The sequence below is a fragment of the Alcaligenes nematophilus genome, from assembly GCF_026344155.1.
GTDB lineage: Bacteria > Pseudomonadota > Gammaproteobacteria > Burkholderiales > Burkholderiaceae_B > Alcaligenes > Alcaligenes phenolicus.
Genome location: NZ_JAPKMZ010000009.1, coordinates 51078 through 72907, shown reverse-complemented (window position 1 = coordinate 72907; position 21830 = coordinate 51078). Strand labels below are relative to the sequence as shown.

Annotated in this window: 25 protein-coding genes; 11 read left to right on the top strand and 14 right to left on the bottom strand. The window is 56.4% G+C overall.

Annotated elements, in window-relative coordinates:
• Nucleotides 1–106: 106 nt before the first annotated feature.
• On the bottom strand, nt 107–298 hold the full coding sequence (locus OSH04_RS19345; protein WP_266109091.1) for a hypothetical protein: 192 nt from the start codon (nt 296–298) through the stop codon (nt 107–109).
• Nucleotides 299–528: 230 nt separating this feature from the next.
• Between OSH04_RS19345 and OSH04_RS19340 the strand changes: the two genes are divergently transcribed.
• Complete coding sequence (locus OSH04_RS19340; protein ID WP_009459779.1) at nt 529–894, top strand: DUF4870 family protein; 366 nt, start codon at nt 529–531, stop codon at nt 892–894.
• 191 nt (nt 895–1085) lie between these two features.
• On the opposite strand, the gene OSH04_RS19335 is transcribed toward OSH04_RS19340, so the two are convergent.
• The 3 genes from OSH04_RS19335 to OSH04_RS19325 all read right to left on the bottom strand — a co-directional run bounded on the left by OSH04_RS19335 (nt 1086) and on the right by OSH04_RS19325 (nt 3514).
• On the bottom strand, nt 1086–1664 hold the full coding sequence (locus tag OSH04_RS19335; RefSeq protein WP_266109090.1) for a hypothetical protein: 579 nt from the start codon (nt 1662–1664) through the stop codon (nt 1086–1088).
• An 18-nt stretch (nt 1665–1682) separates the two neighbouring features.
• Complete coding sequence (locus OSH04_RS19330; RefSeq protein WP_266109089.1) at nt 1683–3128, bottom strand: cryptochrome/photolyase family protein; 1446 nt, start codon at nt 3126–3128, stop codon at nt 1683–1685.
• Between the two features lie 107 nt (nt 3129–3235).
• Nucleotides 3236–3514 carry an SWIB/MDM2 domain-containing protein gene (locus OSH04_RS19325; RefSeq protein WP_009459783.1) on the bottom strand — a complete coding sequence of 93 codons (279 nt, stop codon included), beginning with the start codon at nt 3512–3514 and terminating at the stop codon, nt 3236–3238.
• 318 nt (nt 3515–3832) lie between these two features.
• Between OSH04_RS19325 and pyrC the strand changes: the two genes are divergently transcribed.
• Together pyrC and OSH04_RS19315 are read left to right on the top strand one after the other, a co-directional pair.
• A complete protein-coding gene (gene pyrC, locus OSH04_RS19320; RefSeq protein ID WP_266109088.1) occupies nt 3833–4891 on the top strand; it encodes a dihydroorotase in 1059 nt (352 codons plus the stop codon).
• 87 nt (nt 4892–4978) lie between these two features.
• On the top strand, nt 4979–5779 hold the full coding sequence (locus OSH04_RS19315) for a hypothetical protein (protein WP_083053146.1): 801 nt from the start codon (nt 4979–4981) through the stop codon (nt 5777–5779).
• A gap of 4 nt (nt 5780–5783) precedes the next feature.
• Here the strand turns inward: OSH04_RS19315 and ruvB are convergent, their stop codons facing one another.
• Nucleotides 5784–6854 (bottom strand): Holliday junction branch migration DNA helicase RuvB, encoded by a 1071-nt coding sequence (gene ruvB / locus OSH04_RS19310; RefSeq protein ID WP_003803078.1) that lies wholly within the window; start codon nt 6852–6854, stop codon nt 5784–5786.
• 201 nt (nt 6855–7055) lie between these two features.
• Here ruvB and OSH04_RS19305 point away from each other — a divergent pair, with 201 nt between their 5' ends.
• The gene (locus OSH04_RS19305) at nt 7056–8015 is read left to right on the top strand and encodes a threo-3-hydroxy-L-aspartate ammonia-lyase (RefSeq protein ID WP_083053147.1); all 960 of its coding nucleotides are present in this window, start codon (nt 7056–7058) and stop codon (nt 8013–8015) included.
• 243 nt (nt 8016–8258) lie between these two features.
• On the opposite strand, the gene ruvA is transcribed toward OSH04_RS19305, so the two are convergent.
• The 6 genes from ruvA to OSH04_RS19275 form a co-directional block, all read right to left on the bottom strand.
• Nucleotides 8259–8840: a Holliday junction branch migration protein RuvA gene (ruvA, locus tag OSH04_RS19300; RefSeq protein WP_083053148.1), complete on the bottom strand. Its 582-nt coding sequence runs from the start codon at nt 8838–8840 to the stop codon at nt 8259–8261.
• Nucleotides 8841–8858: 18 nt separating this feature from the next.
• A complete protein-coding gene (gene ruvC, locus OSH04_RS19295; RefSeq protein ID WP_003803085.1) occupies nt 8859–9404 on the bottom strand; it encodes a crossover junction endodeoxyribonuclease RuvC in 546 nt (181 codons plus the stop codon).
• Nucleotide 9405: 1 nt separating this feature from the next.
• A complete protein-coding gene (gene purH, locus OSH04_RS19290) occupies nt 9406–10998 on the bottom strand; it encodes a bifunctional phosphoribosylaminoimidazolecarboxamide formyltransferase/IMP cyclohydrolase (RefSeq protein ID WP_088450735.1) in 1593 nt (530 codons plus the stop codon).
• A gap of 26 nt (nt 10999–11024) precedes the next feature.
• Entirely contained in the window at nt 11025–11264 is a 240-nt protein-coding gene (locus OSH04_RS19285) for a helix-turn-helix domain-containing protein (protein WP_003803089.1), read from the bottom strand.
• Between the two features lie 55 nt (nt 11265–11319).
• Nucleotides 11320–12315 carry a tRNA dihydrouridine synthase DusB gene (gene dusB / locus OSH04_RS19280; protein ID WP_035271912.1) on the bottom strand — a complete coding sequence of 332 codons (996 nt, stop codon included), beginning with the start codon at nt 12313–12315 and terminating at the stop codon, nt 11320–11322.
• A 96-nt stretch (nt 12316–12411) separates the two neighbouring features.
• Nucleotides 12412–13572: an FAD-dependent monooxygenase gene (locus OSH04_RS19275; protein ID WP_035271914.1), complete on the bottom strand. Its 1161-nt coding sequence runs from the start codon at nt 13570–13572 to the stop codon at nt 12412–12414.
• Nucleotides 13573–13698: 126 nt separating this feature from the next.
• On the opposite strand from OSH04_RS19275, the gene OSH04_RS19270 reads away from it, so the two are divergent.
• From OSH04_RS19270 to OSH04_RS19255, 4 genes are all read left to right on the top strand, one after another.
• Complete coding sequence (locus tag OSH04_RS19270) at nt 13699–14148, top strand: TM2 domain-containing protein (RefSeq protein ID WP_226349517.1); 450 nt, start codon at nt 13699–13701, stop codon at nt 14146–14148.
• 340 nt (nt 14149–14488) lie between these two features.
• Entirely contained in the window at nt 14489–14824 is a 336-nt protein-coding gene (locus OSH04_RS19265; protein WP_003803097.1) for a hypothetical protein, read from the top strand.
• Nucleotides 14825–14854: 30 nt separating this feature from the next.
• On the top strand, nt 14855–15709 hold the full coding sequence (locus tag OSH04_RS19260) for a cytochrome c oxidase assembly protein (RefSeq protein WP_009460099.1): 855 nt from the start codon (nt 14855–14857) through the stop codon (nt 15707–15709).
• A 17-nt stretch (nt 15710–15726) separates the two neighbouring features.
• Entirely contained in the window at nt 15727–17220 is a 1494-nt protein-coding gene (locus OSH04_RS19255; protein WP_035271918.1) for a M48 family metalloprotease, read from the top strand.
• 28 nt (nt 17221–17248) lie between these two features.
• On the opposite strand, the gene OSH04_RS19250 is transcribed toward OSH04_RS19255, so the two are convergent.
• Nucleotides 17249–18379 carry a YheT family hydrolase gene (locus OSH04_RS19250; protein ID WP_266109087.1) on the bottom strand — a complete coding sequence of 377 codons (1131 nt, stop codon included), beginning with the start codon at nt 18377–18379 and terminating at the stop codon, nt 17249–17251.
• Between the two features lie 66 nt (nt 18380–18445).
• The gene (locus OSH04_RS19245; RefSeq protein ID WP_021446957.1) at nt 18446–18658 is read right to left on the bottom strand and encodes a zinc-finger domain-containing protein; all 213 of its coding nucleotides are present in this window, start codon (nt 18656–18658) and stop codon (nt 18446–18448) included.
• Between the two features lie 285 nt (nt 18659–18943).
• On the opposite strand from OSH04_RS19245, the gene OSH04_RS19240 reads away from it, so the two are divergent.
• The 3 genes from OSH04_RS19240 (at nt 18944) to OSH04_RS19230 (ending at nt 21452) form a co-directional block, all read left to right on the top strand.
• Nucleotides 18944–19630 carry an AzlC family ABC transporter permease gene (locus OSH04_RS19240; protein ID WP_009460096.1) on the top strand — a complete coding sequence of 229 codons (687 nt, stop codon included), beginning with the start codon at nt 18944–18946 and terminating at the stop codon, nt 19628–19630.
• Complete coding sequence (locus OSH04_RS19235) at nt 19630–19965, top strand: AzlD domain-containing protein (protein ID WP_009460095.1); 336 nt, start codon at nt 19630–19632, stop codon at nt 19963–19965. Before OSH04_RS19240 ends, OSH04_RS19235 begins: the two co-directional genes overlap by 1 nt.
• A 113-nt stretch (nt 19966–20078) precedes the next feature.
• Nucleotides 20079–21452 carry a DEAD/DEAH box helicase gene (locus OSH04_RS19230; protein ID WP_026484744.1) on the top strand — a complete coding sequence of 458 codons (1374 nt, stop codon included), beginning with the start codon at nt 20079–20081 and terminating at the stop codon, nt 21450–21452.
• On the opposite strand, the gene OSH04_RS19225 is transcribed toward OSH04_RS19230, so the two are convergent.
• Complete coding sequence (locus OSH04_RS19225; RefSeq protein ID WP_266109086.1) at nt 21432–21821, bottom strand: thioredoxin family protein; 390 nt, start codon at nt 21819–21821, stop codon at nt 21432–21434. The two genes, OSH04_RS19230 and OSH04_RS19225, sit on opposite strands and share 21 nt — an antisense overlap.
• Between the last annotated feature and the right edge of the window lie 9 nt (nt 21822–21830).

Sequence of the window (21830 nt, the reverse complement as noted above, 5' to 3'; positions counted from 1 at the left end):
ACCGCCACCCCTCCTGGCCCGTTCCGGGCTGTTTATATTCCGTGTTCTTACCGACGCCGATTGGCCTAAGCCTAGTAGGTTGGTCATGACATTCTGTCCCTGCACCCTAGGATTGACGTTCAATCCGTCGCTGCTTACCTGTAGGCTGGTCGGTCGTTCTACTCTTGCTGTACTGACGGTTTGTTGTTGAGACGCGGCGACAGACCACCTCTTCTTCTTCTTCTTCTTCTTCTTCTGCTGCTGCTGCTGCTGCTGCTGCTGCTGCTGCTGCTGCTTTTTTTATGCTGCTGATTGCCATGGGTAGTGACGCTAATCGGCATGCGCGGTGCCTGCTCTATGACCGGCGCGCATAACGTTTATTGCTTCAGTAACTGCATAGAACGTGACTGGATCATAGAAGCGGCGTTTCACACGCCGCTTCTTCTGCCTGGATGGTGGTAGCTCTGCCACTGTCATACGGTTAATGCTCAAAGTATGGGTAAAATAGTTCGGTATAGTTATTGTTAATGCTTGTTTCAGGAGAACCGAATGAATCAGCCCATTAGCCCCGAGCTTGAACCAGGCTTGTCGCTGCGCAAGATTACGCACATCTGCTATGGCTTGTTTTCTTTGGCTATGATCAGTGCAGGTATCTTCGGTGCTGCAGCTGTAGCAGCTGTGATTCTGGCTTACGTCAAACGCGGTGATGCATCGGGCACTATTTATGCCAGCCATCTGGATTGGGTCATCAAGACTTTCTGGTGGGGACTGTTGTGGGTGGTGTTGAGCGCTTTGCTGACGACCATCTTTATTGGTTGGGTAACCGCTCTGGTAGCCATGGTATGGATCATCCACCGTCTGATTAAAGGCTGGTTGGCTTTGGCAGGTGGTCAGGCTCTGGGCCACGACTACTAACGCGATCCCATTTCAGTAGTGTTCTGGCGTAGCCCAGAAAGAAATATTTAAAAGGTGCTCAGATGAGCACCTTTTTTTATTTGATGTTGCTTTGCTTGGGCTTGCTCAGATTTGGCCAGCATCTGCTTGGCTATACACCCCGGTTCAGGCCCTTGGTCGGTGCGTTTCGCTTATCCCTGTTGAGGAAGACTTTAAGGGGCCAGCAGGTGAATCTGTTCGACATGCATATGATGCAGGCACTCACGCAGCAGCAAGAGGTAAATACCCAGGTTTTGATTATTGACCAGCTGATGGATATTTTCCAAAGAGCCCGCGTTGATCATTTTCAGGCTGACCGCTCCTTGGCTGGCTGCTGCATACAGGGTGAACAGGTCGTCAATCATGTCCCGATTAAGAGTGTGCTGCTCGCTGCCTTGGGCTTCTGTGAGCCAGAGGCCAAGCTCTTCAGCAAACTCCCCAGCGGCAAACACCATGAACTGACGCAGATCCAGGCTGGCTGGCATGATCGCGTCTTCCACGACCTCGATAGCATGTTCCAACTGCGCTGCGCGCGAGCTGGAGTCTGCAAAACAGCTTGCCAAGAGCTGGACCCCACTAAGTTCCGGGAAGTGCTCGGTATGAACAGGGACGCCTTTATGAGCCATGCTTATTTCGGCGTGATCGGAGCCGAAATCAAGGATAGCCACTTGTGCTTGAGGATGAGCGGTTTGCAGATTTTGCAGTAATACCGGGGTACTGGCTGGAGGTGGTGGTCGGGAGCTGTCTGACATAAATATCCTTAAGGTATTTCAATCCGTTTGCTCTTGCTCTCCTGCTTGCTTGAATAGCGCCAAAGCAAGATGCCGTTGTGTGCCGTGATCCACGATGGGGGCCGGGTAATCCTGTCCCAGCCTGAATTCGATAGGAAGCTGCTTGGCCTGCCAGGGGGCATGCACGGCCTGCTTGTCCAGGGACGCCAGCTCAGGGGCATAGCGTCGTATGAATTGCCCCTCTGGATCAAATTTACGCGATTGGGTGATGGGATTAAAGATGCGAAAGTAAGGCTGCGCATCACATCCGGTAGAAGCGGCCCATTGCCAGCCTCCCACATTGGAAGCCATATCGTAATCAAGCAGCTTCTGAGCGAAATATTGTTCACCCCAACGCCAGTCTATCAGCAAGTCTTTCACCAGAAAGGAAGCGCTGATCATACGGAGCCGGTTGTGCATATAGCCTGACTGGTTCAATTGACGCATGGCGGCATCCACAATCGGGTAGCCGGTCTGGCCTTCTTTCCAGGCCTGGAACCAGTCTTCGCGATTAGGGAAGGGCAGATCCTTGTAGGCGGGCTTGAAGCTCTCTGAGGCCGTTTCAGGGTGGTGCCACAGGAACTGCTGATAGAACTCTCGCCAGATCAATTCGCTCAGCCATGTTGCTGCGCCCTCGGAGTCGCTGGGCCAAGCTAAAGATACCGCCTGGCGGATCGAGAGGGTTCCAAAGCGTAGATGGGGGGCCAGATAGGATACCCCTCGTTTGGCGGGAAAGTCTCGGCGCTCCTGGTAAGCGTGGATTCTGGGTTCGAATTCTTCCAGCAAGGTTTGGGCGCCTTGCCAACCGGCGGGGTTCAGCAGTTTTGCGCGAGACTCGTCTTGAAAGCCCAATTGCTCCAAGCCAGGCAAGGCTTGCTCGGGCAGCGCGGCCCATTGGCCTTGCGAGCAGTCATATGCTTGCACATGTTCAGATTGGATACGCGCCAGCCAATTGCGCTTGTAGGGCGTAAAAACCGTGTAGGGCTGCTTCTGTTGGGTCAGGATTTCATCCTGCGCAAAGATCACCTGGTCCTTGAATAGCTGCAGTTCCATGCCTTGTGAGGATAGAGCATGGCTGACAGCCCGATCCCGCGTGATGGCCGCAGGCTCGTAGTCCTCGTTTGTATAGACGGTTTTTGCATTCAGGCTGATCGCCAATTCTGGAATTTTCTGTACAGGGTCCCCATAAACCGTGATCAGATCACTGCCATTTTGACGCAGCTGCTCCTGAACCTGTAGCAGGCTGTCGTAGATAAAAGCCAGTCGGACATCATTGGCGGGTAAGGATTGCAGGATGGTGCTGTCAAAGACAAACACACAGGCTACAGGCAAACCACTTTTCAAGGCATGGTGCAAGGCAGCATGATCGTGCAAACGTAGATCACGGCGTAGCCAGCACAAGGCGCGTGGGGGTTGAGCGGGTGGGGTAGAGACTGAAATCGACATGAAGACGAGAAAGCAGCGGACTTGATGCCGCCAAATGAAAAAAGGGCCGCGGCTGAAAGCTCAGCGGCGCGGCCCGATATTGCCAGAGGTGCCTGGGCACCCCGTGCTTATTTCAGGTGAGCGCTGACCAGCTTGGTCAGTTCAAACATGGAGACCTGGTCCTTGCCGAACAAGGGGCGCAGCTTGGCGTCGGCATTGATGTTGCGACGGTTCTTGGGATCCTGGAGATCGTGTTTCTTGATGTATTCCCAGATTTTCTTCGTAACTTCAGTACGCGGCAGCGCGCCAGAGCCAATCACCGCAGCCAGTGTTGGGCTAGGAGTGAGTGGTTTCATGAAGGCTGCATTGGGTTTGCGGGTAGCAGGCTTTTTTTCAGTGCTGGCCATGAACGGAACTCCTGAGAAACGAGTTGAAGGGGCGGGTTATGCGCTAGGGCACGACTTGTCTGTCAGCATACCGTGATACTCCCGATACGTCCAAGTCCTTTGTGAGCAAGAGCTTTGCGGGTCTGTAAGCAGATTTTCCAGTGTTTACAGGCTGCTGCAACGCACTATGGATTTGGGTTCGGGATTCCTGTGCCAATCATGCGCAGCACAGGTAGCTGTAGCATAATGATGGATTCGGCCTGCTGAAAGGCAATTGTGGCACCTGTTGCTTTATTGACGGTTCAAAGCACGGGCCTTTGTTTGATATTGAGTAAAGATATGAGCCCTACTGTGGATACCCTGGTCATTCGTCGTCCTGATGATTGGCATTTGCACCTGCGCGATGGCGCTGTGTTGGAATCGGTCTTGGGCCATACCGCGGCACAATTTGACCGGGCTATCGTCATGCCCAACCTGACGCCGCCCGTTACCGCAACGGCACAGGCTTTGGCCTACCGCGAGCGTATCCTGACCGCTTTGGCCAAAACTGAGTACGTTGGCAAGTTTGAGCCTTTGATGACCTTGTACCTGACCGACAATACTCAGCCAGAGGAAATTGTCCGCGCCAAGGAAAGCGGAGTTGTGCATGGCGTCAAGCTGTATCCTGCCGGTGCCACCACCAACTCCGACGCGGGCGTGACAGATTTGTTGAAGAACTGTTCCAAGGTGCTGGCCCAGATGCAGGAATCGGGTATGCCTTTGCTGATGCACGGAGAGGTCACAGACCCCAGCATCGACTTGTTCGACCGGGAAGCCGTATTCATCGAGCGTGTGATGATCCCCATGCGCAAGGCCTTCCCCGAACTGAAAGTGGTGTTTGAGCACCTGACCACGGCAGAGGGCGCTGCCTATGTGAGCCAGGCGGAAGGCCCGGTTGCCGCAACCATCACCGCCCATCACTTGCTCTATAACCGTAATGCTTTGTTCCAAGGCGGTTTGCAGCCACACTGGTACTGTTTGCCTGTCTTGAAGCGCGAGAAGCATCGCCAGGCGCTGGTTGATGCTGCCACCAGCGACAGTAATCGTTTCTTCCTGGGTACAGACAGTGCACCACACTCGCGTAGCCGCAAAGAACAAAGTTGTGGCTGTGCGGGCTGTTATACCGCACTGCACGCGATGGAGCTGTACGCATCGGCTTTTGACAAGGCTGGCCGTCTGGATCGCCTGGAAGCCTTTGCCAGCTTGAATGGCCCTGCTTTCTACGGTCTGCCCGTCAATGAAGGAACAATGACCTTGCAGCGCAGCCAGTTCACGATCCCCGAGTCTGTGGAGATGGCCGGTGAGCCATTGATTCCTCTGGCTGCCGGTCAAGCCCTGGACTGGAGTGCGGTGAGCTAAGGATGACAGAAGCCGCCTGGCTCCAGCGTCTTTACTAGCGCTGAGTCAGGCTGCTCTGGATACCTAGTTTCACCGCGAGATACCGTCGTGGAAACTGCTTTTCTTGATGTGGCGTGGTCTGCTTTGGCAGTCCGCATGGCCGCCACCGCTTTGGTTGTTGTTCTGGTGTCGTGGTCAGTGGGCGCATTTGGCCCATTGATTGGTGGTGCTCTGGCGGGTTTGCCCATGGTGTTGGGCCCCGGCTTCTATTTTCTGTCCCAGCAGTTCCCCGCCGATTATGTGCAGCAGGCGGCAACCTATGCCGTGTATTCGCTTAGTGCGACTCAGCTGTTTTTGCTGCTCATCATTCTTTGTGCTCCCACCTTGTCGCCTTGGCGCACCTTATTGTGTGCGGTCGCTGGTTGGGCGGTGGCCGCCTTGCTCTTGTCCTTCATGCCTGTGCAACCTGTGTTGGGGCTGGCTCTGTTTATTGCTGTGACTGCGTTCAGTTTGCGCGTGTCGCGTCGTCTGGCCGGCATGAAAGGGACCAGCAAAGCAAAAGCGGGTTGGGGCTTGCTGATATTCAGAGGGGCCTTGGCAGGACTTCTGGTTGCTATCGTGACCACCAGCAGCTCTTTGCTGGGGCCGAGCTTGTCGGGGCTGATCATGGCTTTCCCCATTGGCTATACCGTGGTCGCCGTGACCATTCACCAAACCTTGGGGGCAGCCAGCTTGGTCGCGACGTTGCGTTCGGCCTTGTGGGGAACAGGCAGTCTGGCGGGGTTTTGCACCACGCTGGCGTTGACCTTCACGCATTTACACTGGCTGACAGCCTTGCTGCTGGCTGCCGCCGTGTCGATTGCGATTACCTTGCTGTTGGTGTTCCGCCCCTGGGCTCGCCGGGGCTAAGCGCTTATTCTGCGTCGAACAGATCCTGACCCTGCGTGTTGCGTGGCGGCGTGAGCCCCAGGTGACGCCAGGTGTTCAGGGTAGCAATGCGGCCTCTTGGGGTGCGTTGCAAAAAACCATGCTGGATCAGATAGGGTTCGATTACATCTTCGATCGTGTCGCGTTCTTCACCAATGGCAGCCGCCAGGCTGTCTACCCCAACCGGGCCACCGTCGAATTTATGCACGATGGCCTCCAGTAATTTTCTGTCCATCAAATCCAGGCCTTGTGGATCCACTTCCAGCATGGACAGGGCGGCCTGTGCGCATTCGGTATGGATGATGCCGCCGGTTTTGACTTCGGCGTAATCGCGTACTCGGCGCAGAAGTCGGTTGGCAATACGCGGGGTGCCACGCGAGCGGCGGGCAATTTCGTAGGTGCCTTCATCCGTCGTGCTGACATTCAGTAGCCCGGCACTGCGCGCCACGATATGCGTCAGATCTTTGACGTCATAAAACTCCAGACGGGACACAATGCCAAAACGGTCACGCAAGGGGTTGGTCAACATGCCGGCACGAGTCGTGGCACCGACCAGGGTGAAGGGCTGCAAATCCAGTTTGACGCTGCGTGCTGCCGGGCCTTCGCCAATCAGGATGTCAATTTGAAAGTCTTCCAGTGCCGGATACAGAATTTCTTCGACGACGGGAGACAGGCGATGGATCTCGTCAATAAACAGGACGTCGTTAGGTTCCAGGTTTGTCAGCAAGGCGGCCAGATCACCGGGGCGCTCCAGCACGGGGCCGGAAGTCTGGCGCAGGTTCACGCCCATTTCATGGGCAATGATGTGGGCCAGCGTGGTTTTACCCAAACCGGGAGGGCCAAACAGCAAGACGTGGTCCAGCGCTTCCTGGCGTTGGCGAGCAGCCGCAATAAAGATTTCCAGCTGTTCGCGCGCCCGAGCTTGCCCGACATAGTCCTCCAGCATCTTGGGTCGCAAGGCGCGTTCGATGGACTCTTCGTTGGGTGACAAGGGTTTGGGCGTAATGATGCGCTGTTCAGAAGGCAGGCTGGAGAGCGAATCGGAATGTATGGCCATGATGACTACGCTGATTGAATATACAGTATGGTACACCAAGCACCCACCGCCTGAGTATCAGGGCACATGGCAGTGTGCATGGAATGCGTGGGCAAATCGGTCATCCGTAGCAGCCAGGCTGGATTTGTCCGGCCAGCGCTAGGCTGCTTCGCATGGCATCGCGCATAATGTGGGTTGGAGTTTTTAATCGAGATTTTAGCCATGTCCCTGGAATTACCTGATTTTGCTGATGTTGTAGCCGCCGCTGAACGCTTGGCGCCTGTGGCACACCGCACACCGGTCTTGACTTCCGCAACCTTGAACGAGCGCCTGAATGGCGAAGTCTACTTCAAGTGCGAGAACTTTCAGCGTATTGGTGCTTTCAAGTTTCGCGGTGGGTTCAATGCGCTGGCGCAGTTGAACGAGCAGCAGAAAAAAGCAGGGGTCGTCGCTTTTTCCTCGGGCAACCATGCGCAAGCTGTGGCCCTGTCGGCCAAGCTCTTGGGGATACCGGCCACCATCATCATGAATTCGGATGCTCCGGCTGCCAAATTGGCGGCAACGCGTGGCTACGGTGCCAAAGTGATCGAGTACGATCGCTTGACCCAAGATCGTGCCCAAATTGCCCAAGAGCTGGTCGAGCGTGAAGGGCTGACCTTGATTCCTCCCTTTGCGCATCCTGATGTGATCGCGGGGCAGGGGACGGCGGCACTGGAGCTGTTTCAGGAAGTGCCGGACTTGCAGCAGTTCTATGTTCCATTAGGGGGCGGTGGCTTGCTGTCGGGCTGCTTGCTGGCCGCCAAGGCTATGGCACCGGCTTGTGAAGTCTTTGGTGTTGAGCCGCAGGCTGGGGATGATGCCCAGCAGTCCCTGCGTAGTGGGGAGATCGTCAAGATTGCTCCGCCTGCATCGATTGCTGATGGGGCGCTGACCCAAGCTTTGGCACCCATGACGTTTGAGCTGATTCGCAGCATGATTACAGATATTTTGACGGTGCCTGATACCGAGCTGGTTCAGGCCATGCGTTTCTTTGCAGAACGCATGAAGATGGTTGTGGAGCCTACAGGTTGCTTGGGTGCCGCGGCGGTAATGCGTCAGGGTGATTTGCAAGGCCGCAAGGTTGGCGTACTGATCAGTGGTGGGAATGTGGATGTATCCGCCTTGGGGCGTCTGCTTGCTTGATGAATTGAGTAGTTCGTAAACATAGGCATTTATCTTGCCTATGTTCCAAAGCGCAGGTCAAACTGGATTGGCAAACGAGCAAACGAGCAAACGAGCAAACGAGCAAACGAGCAAACGAGCAAACCAGTAAGTCGGCAAATCATTGCATCAATAAGAAGCTCAGCCACCGCGCGGTTGCGCGAACAGAAAAAAGCCGGGTCGTTCATCTGAGCGACCCGGCTTCTTATACATCGCAGCTTGGTATCAAGCGCGTGACAGCGATTTCAACGCCTGTTTGATCCCTTCTGACACATCAATATCATCCGGCAAGGCTTTGACAGCAACACTGGCTTCCTTGTTGGAGTAGCCCAATGCTTCCAACGCGTGCAGCACATCATCACGGCTATTGGGAACGGCGCTGACTGTACCGCTGCTGCCCAGGTCTGCGCCCAGCTTGCCACGCAGTTCCAGTAAAAGACGCTCGGCTGTTTTCTTGCCTATGCCGGGAATCTTGACCAGACGGGACGTTTCCTGGCGCGTAATAGCATCGGCCAGTTCTTCTGCACTCATGCCCGAGAGCAAGGACAGGGCGGTGCGGGCACCAATGCCCGTGACTTTGATCAGTGCCTTGAAGGTGCTGCGCTCGTTCAGGCTGGAAAAGCCAAACAGCACGTGAGCATCTTCACGAATAGCCAGATGGGTGAACAGATTGACCTGTGCGCCCAGCTCTGGCATTTGGTAGAGCGTACTCATGGGGACATCGATTTCATAACCGACCCCCCCCACATCCACACAGATGGTAGGCGGCTGTTTTTCGATCAAGGTACCCCGGATGCGACCTATCATGACATTCCTTCTGGAGAGTTAACCCAAGATCCGGCCAGCGCGAATGCGACGGCGCGGCCCGGTGGTGATGGCTCCGCTTTTTTGCAGGCCGCCCACCACACTGCTGTGATGAGCATGACTGATGGCGCAGGCCAGAGCGTCGGCCGAGTCCGGTGCGGGCAGGCCGTTCAGCTGCAAGAGCCGCTGGACCATCAGCTGGATTTGTTCTTTGGCAGCATGGCCGCTGCCGGTGACGGTTTTCTTGATCTGCAACGCTGTGTATTCATGTACATCCAGGCCGCCTACGGCCAACGCACACAAAGCGGCGCCCCGTGCCTGCCCCAGCAAAAGGGTAGAGGCAGGGTTGCTGTTTACAAAGACTTTTTCGATGGCAGAGGTATCGGGCTTGCTTTGCTCAATCACCTCGGTGATGTGAGTCAGAATCAGCTTTAGCCGCTCTGCAAGAGGCAGATCAGGCGGGACCACGATGGTCCCGCTGGCCACATAGCGCAAGCTGGGCCCCTGGGCGTCGATCACTCCGAAACCAGTGCGACGCAAGCCAGGGTCTATGCCCAGGATTCGCATATTAGTGACGGAAGTGGCGTGTGCCGGTCAAGACCATGGCAATACCACGCTCGTTGGCGGCGGCAATGACTTCGTCATCACGCACGCTGCCGCCGGGTTGAATCACGCAGGTGGCGCCTGCTTCGGCAACTACATCCAGACCATCACGGAAGGGGAAGAAAGCGTCGGACGCAACCGCCGAACCCTGCAGGGTCAAGCCAGCGTTTTCAGCCTTGATGGAGGCGATGCGGGCAGAGTCCACACGGCTCATCTGGCCAGCGCCTACACCCAGGGTCATGCCTTGACCGCAGAACACGATGGCGTTCGATTTCACGTACTTGGCCACGTTCCAGGCAAACAGCATGTCTTGCATTTGCTGGGCGGTGGGCTGTACTTGTGTCACGACCTTGAAGGCTTCGGTGTTGTCGCGGAAGGTGTCGGGCGTTTGCACCAACCAGCCGCCGCCGACACGTTTCACGTCGAAAGCGTTGTGAGCCTGACCGGGCTGAATGCTCAGCACGCGCACGTTCTTTTTCGCGGCAAACACGTCCAGAGCACCTTGCGTGTAGGAAGGTGCCAGCAGCACTTCTACAAACTGGCTGCTGATCGCCTGGGCAGCGGCTTCGTCCACTTCACGGTTGAAGGCAATAATGCCGCCAAAGGCCGACGTTGGGTCAGTTTGGAACGCTTTGCGATAGGATTCCTCGGCGGTTTCGCCCAGAGCTACACCGCAAGGATTGGCGTGCTTGACGATGACGCAAGCGCCCGCGTCAAAGCTGCGTACACATTCCCACGCGGCATCGGCGTCAGCAATATTGTTGTAGGACAGTTCCTTGCCCTGCAGCTGCTTGTAGCGACCCAGCAGACCTTCGCCAATGGTGCCGTCTGTGTAGAAAGCCGCGCTTTGGTGCGGATTCTCGCCGTAGCGCAGAGTCTGTTCCTGTTTGAGCTGAATGGTCAGCACATTGGGCCAGGTGTTCACTTCGGGGGCGCTGTCCTGGGCAGGCTCGGCCTGAGCCAGGCTGGTGAGGTAAGCCGCAATAGCACCGTCGTAAGCGGCGGTGTGGGCGTAAACCTTGGCGGCCAGTTCCAGACGCAGGCCGTAAGAAGGGTGACCAGCAGGGCCATCCATATCAGCCAGTACGCGTTCGTAATCGACAGGGTCAATCACCACACAGGCGCCGCCTTCAGGCGTGCCGTGGTTCTTGGCAGCAGCGCGTAACATGGCGGGGCCACCAATATCAATGTTCTCTACCGCATCGGCAAAGGTGCAACCCGGCTTGGCAACGGTTTCACGGAAAGGGTAGAGGTTGACGACCAGCAGATCGATACGGTCAATGCCGTGCTCTTCCAGAGTCTTCAAGTGTTCGGCGCTGTCGCGACGGGCCAGCAGGCCACCGTGAATTTTTGGATGCAGTGTTTTGACACGGCCATCCAGAATTTCTGGCGAACCGGTGTGCTGGGCCACTTCGGTAACTGTCAGGCCAGCTTGGGCCAGCAGCTTGGCGGTGCCACCAGTGGATAAAAGCCGCACTCCGCGTTGGGCGAGTGCTTGGGCAAATTCGACAATACCGGTTTTGTCGGAGACAGAGAGAAGAGCTGTCTGGATTTTCATGGAAGGTGAGACGTGAGAGTTAGGAATCAGGGTTGCAGATTGTGGGCACTGAGCTTCTTGCGCAAAGTACTACGCGTGATGCCCAGCATTTCTGCGGCCTTGGATTGGTTGCCCGCGGATTTCTCCAGGGCAACTTGCAGGACAGGCCGTTCCACGCAGGAGATGACCATCGACAACAGATCGCGTGGCTCGGATTCGCCCAGATCGGCGAAGTAGCGTTCGAGGCGTTCACGTACGGACTGTTCTAGTGGGTTGGTCGTTGACATTTTTTTCTGAAGGTATACGTAGTACTTAAATACAAAAGAGCCACACAGCTGTCTGTTATTGCAGGTAGGGCTGGTCCAGGTCGCATTCTTGAAACCAGTGAGTAATGGCTTCTAATTGATCTGCACAGTTTTCGATACGATTAATCTGGTCCAGCCAGTGTCGGGAGTCCGGCATATCCGACAAATACCAGCCTATATGCTTGCGGGCAGTACGTACTCCAGTGTGCTGCCCATAGAAAGCGTAATGGTCTTGCAGGTGTTCGATCATGCAATCGCGCAGTTCGCCGAAGGTGGGGGCTGCACGATGTTCGCCATGTTCGAGGTAATGCAGGATTTCCCGGAAAATCCAGGGTCGTCCTTGCGCGGCTCGACCGATCATGACGGCATCCGCTCCGGTGTACTCTAGTACGAATTTTGCCTTTTCGGGACTATCGATATCCCCATTGGCGATGACCGGAATAGAGAGGCTGTTTTTGACTTCGCGTATGGTGTCGTATTCGGCGTGGCCCTGGTAGAAGTCGCAGCGGGTGCGGCCATGCAGAGTCAAAGCGGCGATGCCGATATCCTCGGCCAAGCGGGCAATACGAACAGCATTGCGCGATTGCGCATCCCAGCCGGTGCGGGTCTTGAGTGTAACCGGAACCTGGTAGGGAGTACATGCCTTGACAACGTGTTCAAGGATTTCAATGATGCGTGGCTCGTCACGCAAGAGGGCGGAACCCGAGGCCACGTTACAGACTTTTTTGGCCGGACAACCCATATTGATATCAATGATGCGAGCGCCTTTGCCGATATTGAACACAGCGGCTTCGGCCATCATTTCAGGGTCGGAACCGGCAATCTGTACAGCCACCGGATCCGCTTCACCCTCGTGATTCAGACGTCGTGACGTTTTCACGCTGTCCCACAAGCGCTTGTTGCTGGCGGCCATTTCCGAGACGGCATAACCGGCGCCCAGCGTCTTGCACAGACGACGGTAAGGTCTGTCTGTGACTCCAGCCATGGGGGCGATGAAAATAGGGTTAGGAAGGGTCCAGGGGCCGATACGCATGGGGAAGATTTTAACCCTGCGACACGGGTTCGTGGGCAAGGACTTACAAGAAGAATAAGGGCAGGCCCCGCATCGGGGCCTGTAACGCAGGTGGGCCTAGGCGCGCATTCCTTGCAGCAGCTGCCGGGCAAATGGCTGCCGGGCGAAGGGCAGGGTGTCCATGGCCAACAGTCCCAGACCACATGCATGCTGGATCAATGGATTCCTGGTGGCGAACAGACGCGGCAAGGTGTCGGTGATGGCAGCGGTCAACCAGCGATCTGGGCGACGCAAACGGGCATAGCGGGCCAAAAAGGGATCGGGGTTCTGGCTGCAATCAGCTTGCCAGGCGGCCAGACACTGTGACAATTGTGCGACATCACGCAAGCCCAGGTTCAGACCCTGACCGGCAACCGGGTGCAAGGTCTGGGCGGCATTGCCTACTGCCAGCAGGCGTTCGGACAAGCGACTGGGGCCAGCATGAAAGGCAAGCGGGAAGATGTGACGCTTGGACACCAGCTCCAGATGTCCCAGGCGCTCTCCAAAGGCTTGCAGCATGGCGGCCTGGAACTCTTGAACAGGCAGCTCGGCCAAGGATTGGCTGCGTTCCGGGCTATTGCACCAGACGATGGCATATAGATCGGGAGCGTCAGGGTGGGGCAGAGCTGCAAAGGGGCCGTGCTCGGTGAAGCGCTCGTAGGCCCAGCCGGTTTGAGGCTGGCTGGCGCGCACCGTCGTCAACAAGGCATGTTGACCATAATCGCGTCGCACGCCGGTAGGGCGGACGCCATCACACTGTACGGCAATCAAGGCTGTGGCCTGACCCGCATCGTGGTCGACCAGAATCTGTTTGGGGGCGGAGTGGGTGCGGGCTTGCTGAGCGGGCAGTAGCGTAACGCCGCTGTCCCGGAGCCGGGCGTGCAAGGTCCAGAGCAAATCATCGTAATGAACCACGGCGCCCAGGTCAGGTACGCCCAGTTCGTCGGCCTGAATCAGACAGCGACCCAGGCGTCCTTTTTGGGAAACATGCACGGTGCGCATCAGGGCGGCACGCTCGGGCCAGGCTTTGAGCTGATTCAGAATCAGACGACGGCTGCCGTGATTGAGGGCCAGCGTGCGTGGATCGCCCTGAGCATGTTCGGTGCTGGCCAGATCGAAGTTTTTCCCCAGAACGGCAATGCGTGACGGGCTTGGGTGCTGGGCAGCCAGCATCAGCGCCAAAGATGCGCCTACGGGACCGGCGCCACAAATGGCGATGTCGTAGTCGGTGGCATTCATGGGGGACCTCATGACGGCAAGGAAGTAATTCAGGTATTGTACGGGAAGGTGGCTGTCAAATTGGCTTTAAGCAAATGACAGCTGTGCGCAATGGCTGGCAGCACAAGCCCGGATTGGATGCCCTGCATGTCTCAGCAGACTTTGTCATTTGAACAGACCAAACCTTTTCGCCATAAAGTCACCGCCGCGTGGCTGTCTCTTTTATTAGGTATGGTGGGTGCGCACCATCGCTATCTGGGCAGACGCTTTTGGTATGTCCCTTTGGTGTTTACTGGCCTGGCCATTCTGGGAACGCTGGTGTTTCAGCAGGGGCTGGATTCGTTATTTCCCAATTTGCTGATCTTGCCTGTCAGTGCCGGGATTATCGAGGCCGTGATTCTGGCGCTGCGTAGCCCCGAAAAGTTTGACGCCCTCTACAACCCGCAAAGCGATCAGCATAATCAGCATGGCTGGCCCAGTGTGTTGACGGCAGTGGTGTCTACGGTTGCCTTTGCCAACATCAGCCTGTTCTGGCTGGTACATATCATCATGGCCTTTTATCGCTACATGGGCTGGCTGGATTTGTCTGTGTATTAAACACATCAAGTGCCTTGTAAAGTAAAGGTTTTTCACAGGGCTGCCCTTGTGGCGCTGCCTTGCGCACGTTACAATACGGGTTCTTTGGTTTTATAGGAGCTGTGTGGTGAATCCCGACCCCGGCGACAGTGCTAGTCGATCTATGTTCGACCTATCTATGTCCAGGCGCGTTCAGGCCCGCTGATTCCTTCACAGCTTGCCGCGTCCTGGAAGTTTCAGGGCGTGGTGTCTCAGGCGGCTGTTCTGCTGCCTTAAATTCCCCGCCATTTCATTCTCTAGAAAGCCTTTGGCTTTCCGAATCCTGATGTGTTGCAACTTTTATGTGCAATAGGGGGAATGTATGCGTATTTTTGATCTCTTTTTGCGCCGTGCCGGCATCCAGGCTTCTGCCCTGCGTGCTCGTGCCCCTTTGTCCGTCTCCCGTTTGACGGTTGTCTGCCCTCGTGGCGATCTGGCCCAGATCCGGCGTCGTATTTACTCGGACCTGAATACCGCAGGTATTCGTGTGGCCAATGTTCAGGTAGACCATTCCGATACGCACGATACCGCGTGCGTGACCTTGACTTGCCCGCCTGAGCTGCGTGCAGAACTGATGCAGCGCGCCCGACTGATTCGGGATTATCCCGGTGTGCTGAATGTGAAGTGGGCAGGACGGGAGCGTATTGCTATAAACTAAACCGCAACTGGATTTGCGGATGGCGCTGCTATGTCCTTGCTCGACTGGCTGACACCTTGGGAGTTTTCTCCTGTTTTGCTTTTGACCTTCTTGCTGGTCATCGCTTTGTACGTCCGGGGGCGGCAAGTACACCGCCCCAATCTTTTGCGCCAGTCCTTCTTCTGGATTGGCCTGATTCTTCTCTATCTTTCCTTGCACACGCGCCTGGACTATTACGCCGAGCGCATGTTCTTCATCCATCGGGCCCAGCATTTGATCTTGCATCATCTGGGCCCCTTGTTCCTGATGGGTGCCTATCCCGGTCAAACCTTGCGTGCGGGTCTACCGCTGAGCTGGCGTCGGGCTTTGGCCCAATGGTTGCGCCGACCCAGTGGCCGACGTGTCCAGGCTGTCCTGACCAACCCGATACTGGTCGCCTTTCTGTTTGTTTTCCTGGTCCTGATATGGATGCTGCCTACGGTGCAGTTCTATTCCATGCTGGACTGGCGTTTGTACCGTTTGATGAACTGGTCTGTGGTCATCAGCGGGATCATGTACTGGAACCTGATTCTGGATCGTCGGCCTTCACCACCGGCCCGGCTGTCGGTGGGTGGGCGTATACTTTCGCCGGTTATTACGATGGTGCCACAGATGATTGTGGGCGCCATCATCACATTTACTGAATACGACCTTTATCCGATTTTCGATTTATGCGGTCGTGCCATTCCGGGTATGGATGCGCTGGCTGATCAGGTCATGGGTGGCCTGATTATGTGGGTGCTGGCCGGTCTGGTTGAAGTGTTTGGCCTTTTGTATGCCTTGGGCACCTTGATGCGCCTGTCAGCGCGTCACCGTTTGCCAGAATCTCGCAAGCGGACAAGCGCTATGATGGTCAGGGCCAATTGATTTTGTCGGGAGTATCCATGCAGTTTAAACCCGCCCGTTCCGCGCTTTCTCTATGTCTGGCTTTGTCGCTGGCTTTCGGTTCAGTGTTGCCTGTGCAGGCGCAGCCTGTGGGCATCCCTTCAATGGGAGCAGCTTCGGGTGCCGAGTTGTCTCCGGCTTTGGAGCGGACTTTGGGCAATGCCATCATGGAGCAGGGCAGGCGTTCACCCGACTATGTCTCGGACCCGGATATCAATCAGTATTTGACGGATATGGGCCGCAAGCTGGCCCAGTACGGTCCTGCCATGGCGCAGCCAGTGACGGTATTTGCCCTGCGTGATAGCAGCATCAACGCCTTCGCCTTGCCCGGTGGCTATATCGGTATTCATAGCGGGCTGTTCACGGCTTCACAGTCCGAGTCCGAATTGGCCTCGGTGCTGGCTCACGAAATTGCCCACGTAGCGCAACGTCACGTGGCTCGCGGTATTACCCAAAGTGCGCAAAGCAACCATTTGCTGATTGCTGCTCTGGCCGGAGCCTTGTTGGGGGCCCTGGCGGGCAGTGGTGATCTGGCGATGGGGGCGGCTGCTTTCGGACAAGCAGCGGCCGTGGATAGGCAGCTGGGTTTTTCTCGTCAGGCCGAGCAAGAAGCTGACCGCGTCGGTTTCGAGATGCTGCTCAAGGCTGGTTATGAGCCACAAGGTATGGTGCAGATGTTTCAGCGTCTGGCCGCGGCTTCGCGTCTGAATGAGCGCGCGACAGCCAATGAGTACGCCAGCACTCACCCCATGTCTCAGCAGCGTGAATCAGACATCAGTAACCGGGTGCGCGGTCTGCCAGCCAGTAATTATCAGGACACCCCTTCGTTCTGGTATATCCGTGCGAAGTTGATGGTGATGCAGGCTGGGGGTGGGCAGTCTTTGCGTGTTCTGGAACAGGCGCTGCAAAGTACGAACCAGTCACAAAGTGATCTGGAGCGCTCTGCGGCGCAGTACGGTCTGGCCTATATTGCGCAAGGCCGTCAGGATTATGAACAGGCTCGTGCGCATCTGACCGAAGCGCGGGGACAGGGCAAATTCCAGGCTCCGGAGCTGGATACCCTGGGTATACGCATTGCGATTGCCGATCGAGATGTGCAAGGTGCTTTGAATTTGGCCAAGCAGGCCTGGCAGCGTTGGCCCAAGAGCCAAGGGGTGGCTTTGGCTTATGTGCAGGTCTTGCAGCAATTGGGGCAAAACGATCAGGCGCAGGCTTTCTTGATGGAGCGTATCAAGCAATGGCCTGATGAACCCCAGCTGCATCAGTTGCTGGCACAAACCTATGATCGTTTGGGCGACGGTGTAAAGGCCCGACGTGCCATGGCTGAGTACTATGAATTAGTGGGGGCTCTGCCTACCGCTGTGGAGCAATTGCAGCAGGCGCGCAATTTGACCCAGGACTTCTATCAGCAATCCGAGCTGGATACGCAGATTCGTCAATTGCGTGAACGTGTGGAAAGTGAGCGTATCTTGCTGGAGCGTTTCCGCTCCTGATGAGCCCGCAGGCCCGCTTTAGCCGATCTTAGCTATTGGTTTCAAAGAAGCGGGCCAGTCTTGCGGGTAACCAACCCATATTGCCGGGGATGCTGCCCGTGATGAAACCGACGTGCCCGCCTTCGGCAGGTTGATGCAGCAGGATGGAGTCCGAGCAGTCCTGAATGGTCGGCAAACTGGTGTGCGGCACGAAAGGATCGTTGCGAGCATTCAAAACCAGCGTAGGGATTTTGATATTGCGCAGCAAAGGCTTGCTGGATGCGCGCGTCCAGTAATCCAGCGCATGGCTGAAGCCGTGCATGGGCGCGGTATAAATGTCGTCGAAGTCGCGTATGGTGCGGGCCTGATTCAAGCGGGCAGTATCGACCATGCCTGGAAAACGGTGAGCCTTGTCCTGCAGCTTGCTGCGCATGCTTTTCAGAAAATAGGGCGAGTAAAACCAGCGGCCCATTCGGGATTCGGACAGGTAGCGGCCGCAAGCGACCAGATCCAGTGGTACCGAAATGGATGCACATGCCTGCAACCAGGACACTTCATCACCCGCTTCCCCCAAATACTTGAGCATGGCATTGCCGCCCAGCGAGGTACCAGCTACGTGCCAGCGCACATTGGGAAGATGGCCTCGAACCGTATTCAGGATAAAGCTGATTTCTTCCGAGTCACCCGAGTAATACGCACGTGCCATGCGATTTGGGAAGCCCGAGCAACCCCGGAAATGAGCGACCACCACAATCCAGCCGCGGGCGCGGAAGTACTGGGCGATTGCCTGGATGTAATGGCTGCGGCTGCTGCCTTCCAGCCCGTGAAACAGAACCAGGGCATGGGTATCGGCCGTGCTGGGCAGGCTGTCCCAATCCTGGGGCTGCATCCAGCGGCGGGCGGCGGTGCGGGATAGATGGGCGTCGGGTTGGGCGGTGGCGCCGTTGGCCAGCTTGTCGGCAAACAGACCAGGCCCGGTCCAGTCCAGGTCCAGGAAGTCGCCATCGGGTGTATCAATCCTTTGACGGACAAAGGCGATATGGTGATGGCGGGCAAAAAATGCCCCGTGAATGGTCTGTATGTGTCCGCCAGGCAACCAGGCGGGCAGGGGGCAGGCGCTGGAATCCAGACGGGCAACCGTATCGGCATGACGCCAGGGTTGCGCGTCAGCTCCGGGCACAGGGCCCGGCTCTATCGCATTGCCAGAGGGGGGAGCAGTGGGGTCCAACGAAGCCAGATTCAGAAATTAATGACCGTGAACCTTCTCGCCTTCTTTCAGGCGGTAGCGGGCACCACAGTAAGGGCAAGCGGCTTCGCCGGTCTTGCTGATATCGATATACACGCGGGGGTGCATGTTCCACAGTGTGCCACCTGGACGGGGGCAGTGCACGGGCAGATCGTCGGCTCCGACCATAATCAGTTCGTGATCTGCTTTTTTAGGTTCGATAGCGGCGCTCATAAGGTTCCTGATAACAATGAGAGAGGTAAGAATACCGTGCACGCAACGGCGGTGCCGAACTTTACGTGCGTAGACTAGCGATTGTAGCAAGACCCGGCCTGTTTTTTCTTGACCTTATCAACAGAGCAAGATGTTCGTGCCTCGGTTTTGCTTCTAGAATAAGAAAAATCATAAGCAAAGCTGTCGCCGCTGTTTACAGCTTGCGGGCAGCACATCTCAGGAGACGGCGTGTCAGCCATCACAAGATTATCGGCCTTGTTGCCTAGTGCACAGGATCGTGTACACATGCGCGCCGGTTTCATCGACTTTATTCCCGCCTTGATTGCCACTGTGGTCTGGGGCTTTGTAACGGGCGTGGCCATGGTCAAGTCCGGCTTGAGCGGGTTTGAAGCCACCTTGATGACCTTGTTTGTGTATGCGGGCTCGGCCCAGCTGACGGCCTTGCCGCTGATCGAGTCCCACGCGCCCTTGTGGTTGATTTTCACTGCCGGGTTCATCGTCAATATTCGCTTCATTATTTTTGGAGCGGCCTTGCAGCCTTTTTTTCGTCATCTGAGCTGGAAGAAACGCCTGGGCTTGGGCTATATCACCAGTGATATGGTGTTTGTGCTGTTCATGTCCAAGTATGGCGACTCAAAAGAGCGCGGCTCGCGCGAGCATCTTTGGTATTACCTGGGAATCATCCTGCCTGGTTGGCTAAGCTGGCAGATTGCCTCCTTGTCGGGCATTGTGCTCAGTGCCTATGTGCCGCCTTCCTGGTCGCTGGAGTTTGCGGCCATTCTGGCCTTGTTGGCGCTCCTGATTCCCTTGGTCAATAACCGTGCCATGTGGGCCTGTTTGATTACGGCCAGCGTGATTGCATGGGTCGGACAGGCGCTGCCCCTGCGTTTGGGGCTGGTGGCAGCGGTGCTTGGCGGAGTGCTGGCTGGCGTGGCGGCAGAACAACTGCAACGGCATAGGGATGCACGGTGATGAGCGATTGGCAGTATGATTGGTACGTTTTGGGTGCAATCGCCCTGTTGGTGTTGTGCAGCTTGCTCACCCGCTCCGGCTATTTCATGTTTGGTGATTTGCTGCCCCTGACCGAACGTATGCGGCGCGCCTTGCGCTTTGCTCCGGTAGCTGCTCTGGCAGCAATCATTATCCCGGAACTTTTGCCTTGGGCTTACGGCGACACCCCCCGATTGGATATTAAAGCTCTGGCCAGCCTGGTGGCTGTGCTGGTGTTCATCCGTACCCGTAACGCTGTTTGGGTAATCGTGGCCGGGATGGTGGCGTTCTGGCTGATACGTGCCGTGATGCCATAAAATCCTGACCCGAGTACTGACATGCCCGTGACTGCTGTGAGGCAGGCGGGCATAAGTTAAAATAGGATTGTTACAAATGCTTGCCACTGGTGGCAAGCCGACTTTTTGCGTACATGACAGATAAAACTCCTTCGACCCCCAATGACCTTACGTTTGCTGATTTCGGTCTGCACCCTGGAATATTAAGCGCCGTTACCGAGGCGGGATATTCCAAGCCTACGCCTATTCAGGCCGAGGCGATTCCCGTGGTGCTGGCCGGCCGTGATGTCATGGGGGCAGCACAGACGGGTACAGGTAAGACGGCAGCCTTTTCCTTGCCTATCCTGAATCGTCTGATGGCGCACGCCACGACCAGCGCTTCGCCCGCCCGCCACCCGGTGCGGGCTTTGGTATTGACACCAACACGCGAGCTGGCCGACCAGGTGGCCGAGAGCATTGCGCTCTACAGCAAATCGGTCCCCTTGCGCTCGACGGTAGTGTTCGGTGGTGTGGATATTGGACCGCAAAAAGAGGCCCTGCGCCGTGGTGTTGAAATTGTCATCGCCACCCCAGGCCGTCTGCTTGATCACATTGATCAGCGCACGATCAACTTGAGCCAGGTCAGCATTCTGGTGCTGGATGAAGCTGATCGCATGCTGGATATGGGCTTCCTGCCCGATCTGGACCGTATTGTGTCCTTGCTGCCCAAGAATCGTCAGGGACTGTTGTTCTCGGCGACGTTCAGCAAGGAAATCCGCAAGCTGGCCCGCAACTTTCTGAATGATCCGGTCGAGATCGAAGTGGCTGCCCGCAACGCGACCGCATCGACGGTCACTCAGGTGGTGTACCCCATGTCGGCGGACGAGAAGCGTCGTGCCGTGGCGCATCTGATCAAGACCAAGAAGCTGACCCAGACTATCGTCTTTTCCAATACCAAGATTGGTGCTGGTCAACTGGCCCGCTATCTGGAGCGTGAAGGCATCAAGGCGGAATCCATCCACGGCAATAAAAGCCAGCTGGAGCGCATGAAGGTATTGGACGCCTTCAAGAGCGGCAGTGTGGATGTATTGGTGGCAACCGATGTGGCCGCTCGCGGTCTGGATGTGGCCGGTATGCCTTGCGTGATCAACGTGGATTTGCCGTACAACGCTGAAGACTACGTGCACCGTATTGGCCGTACTGGTCGTGCTGGCGCCTCGGGTGAAGCCATTGCCCTGATGGCTCCCGATGAAGAGCATTTGCTGCAAGAAATTGAGAAGCTGATTGGCACGGCTGTGCCACGTCTGAAGCTGGATCTGCCTGCTGCCGCTTCGTCCCGTTCCGGTTCCAACCGTCACGAGCGTGGTGAGCGTCGTTCGTATCAGTCGAACACGCCACCCGTGGACGAGTTTTTCCTCAAGCCCTACGAGCCATCGACCGCTGCTGCGCCCAAGCCAGCGGTGACGACTCCTTCCAATACAACGCGCAAGCGTTCGGTGGGTGTTCTGTTAGGCGGCGGCCGCTACTAAGGCGCGCAAATCCCCGGGCCCGGCATCAACGACCGGGCTGCGTTCGGAGATGCTGTGCACCACACGCTCCAGATGTTCGATATGAGGCAGCATGGGACCGTAGAAAACGGTCCCATTTTCGTTCTGGATCAGCAGCGTGGGGAAATCTTCAATATCTTCATCGCCCACTAGCTCGGGCTGCTCTTCAATATCAATCCAGATCAGGCAAGCCTGGGGAAACTGTGTGGCCAAAGCCTCAAAAGCGGGTTGATATTGCTGACAGGTTTTGCACCATTCGGCGCAGAAACAGGCAATCAACAAAGCATCGGGTTCGGCTTGCAGGTGGGCCGCCAGGGCGGTCAGATCGTGTTGGGCGTTGAACAAGGCCATAATTTCATA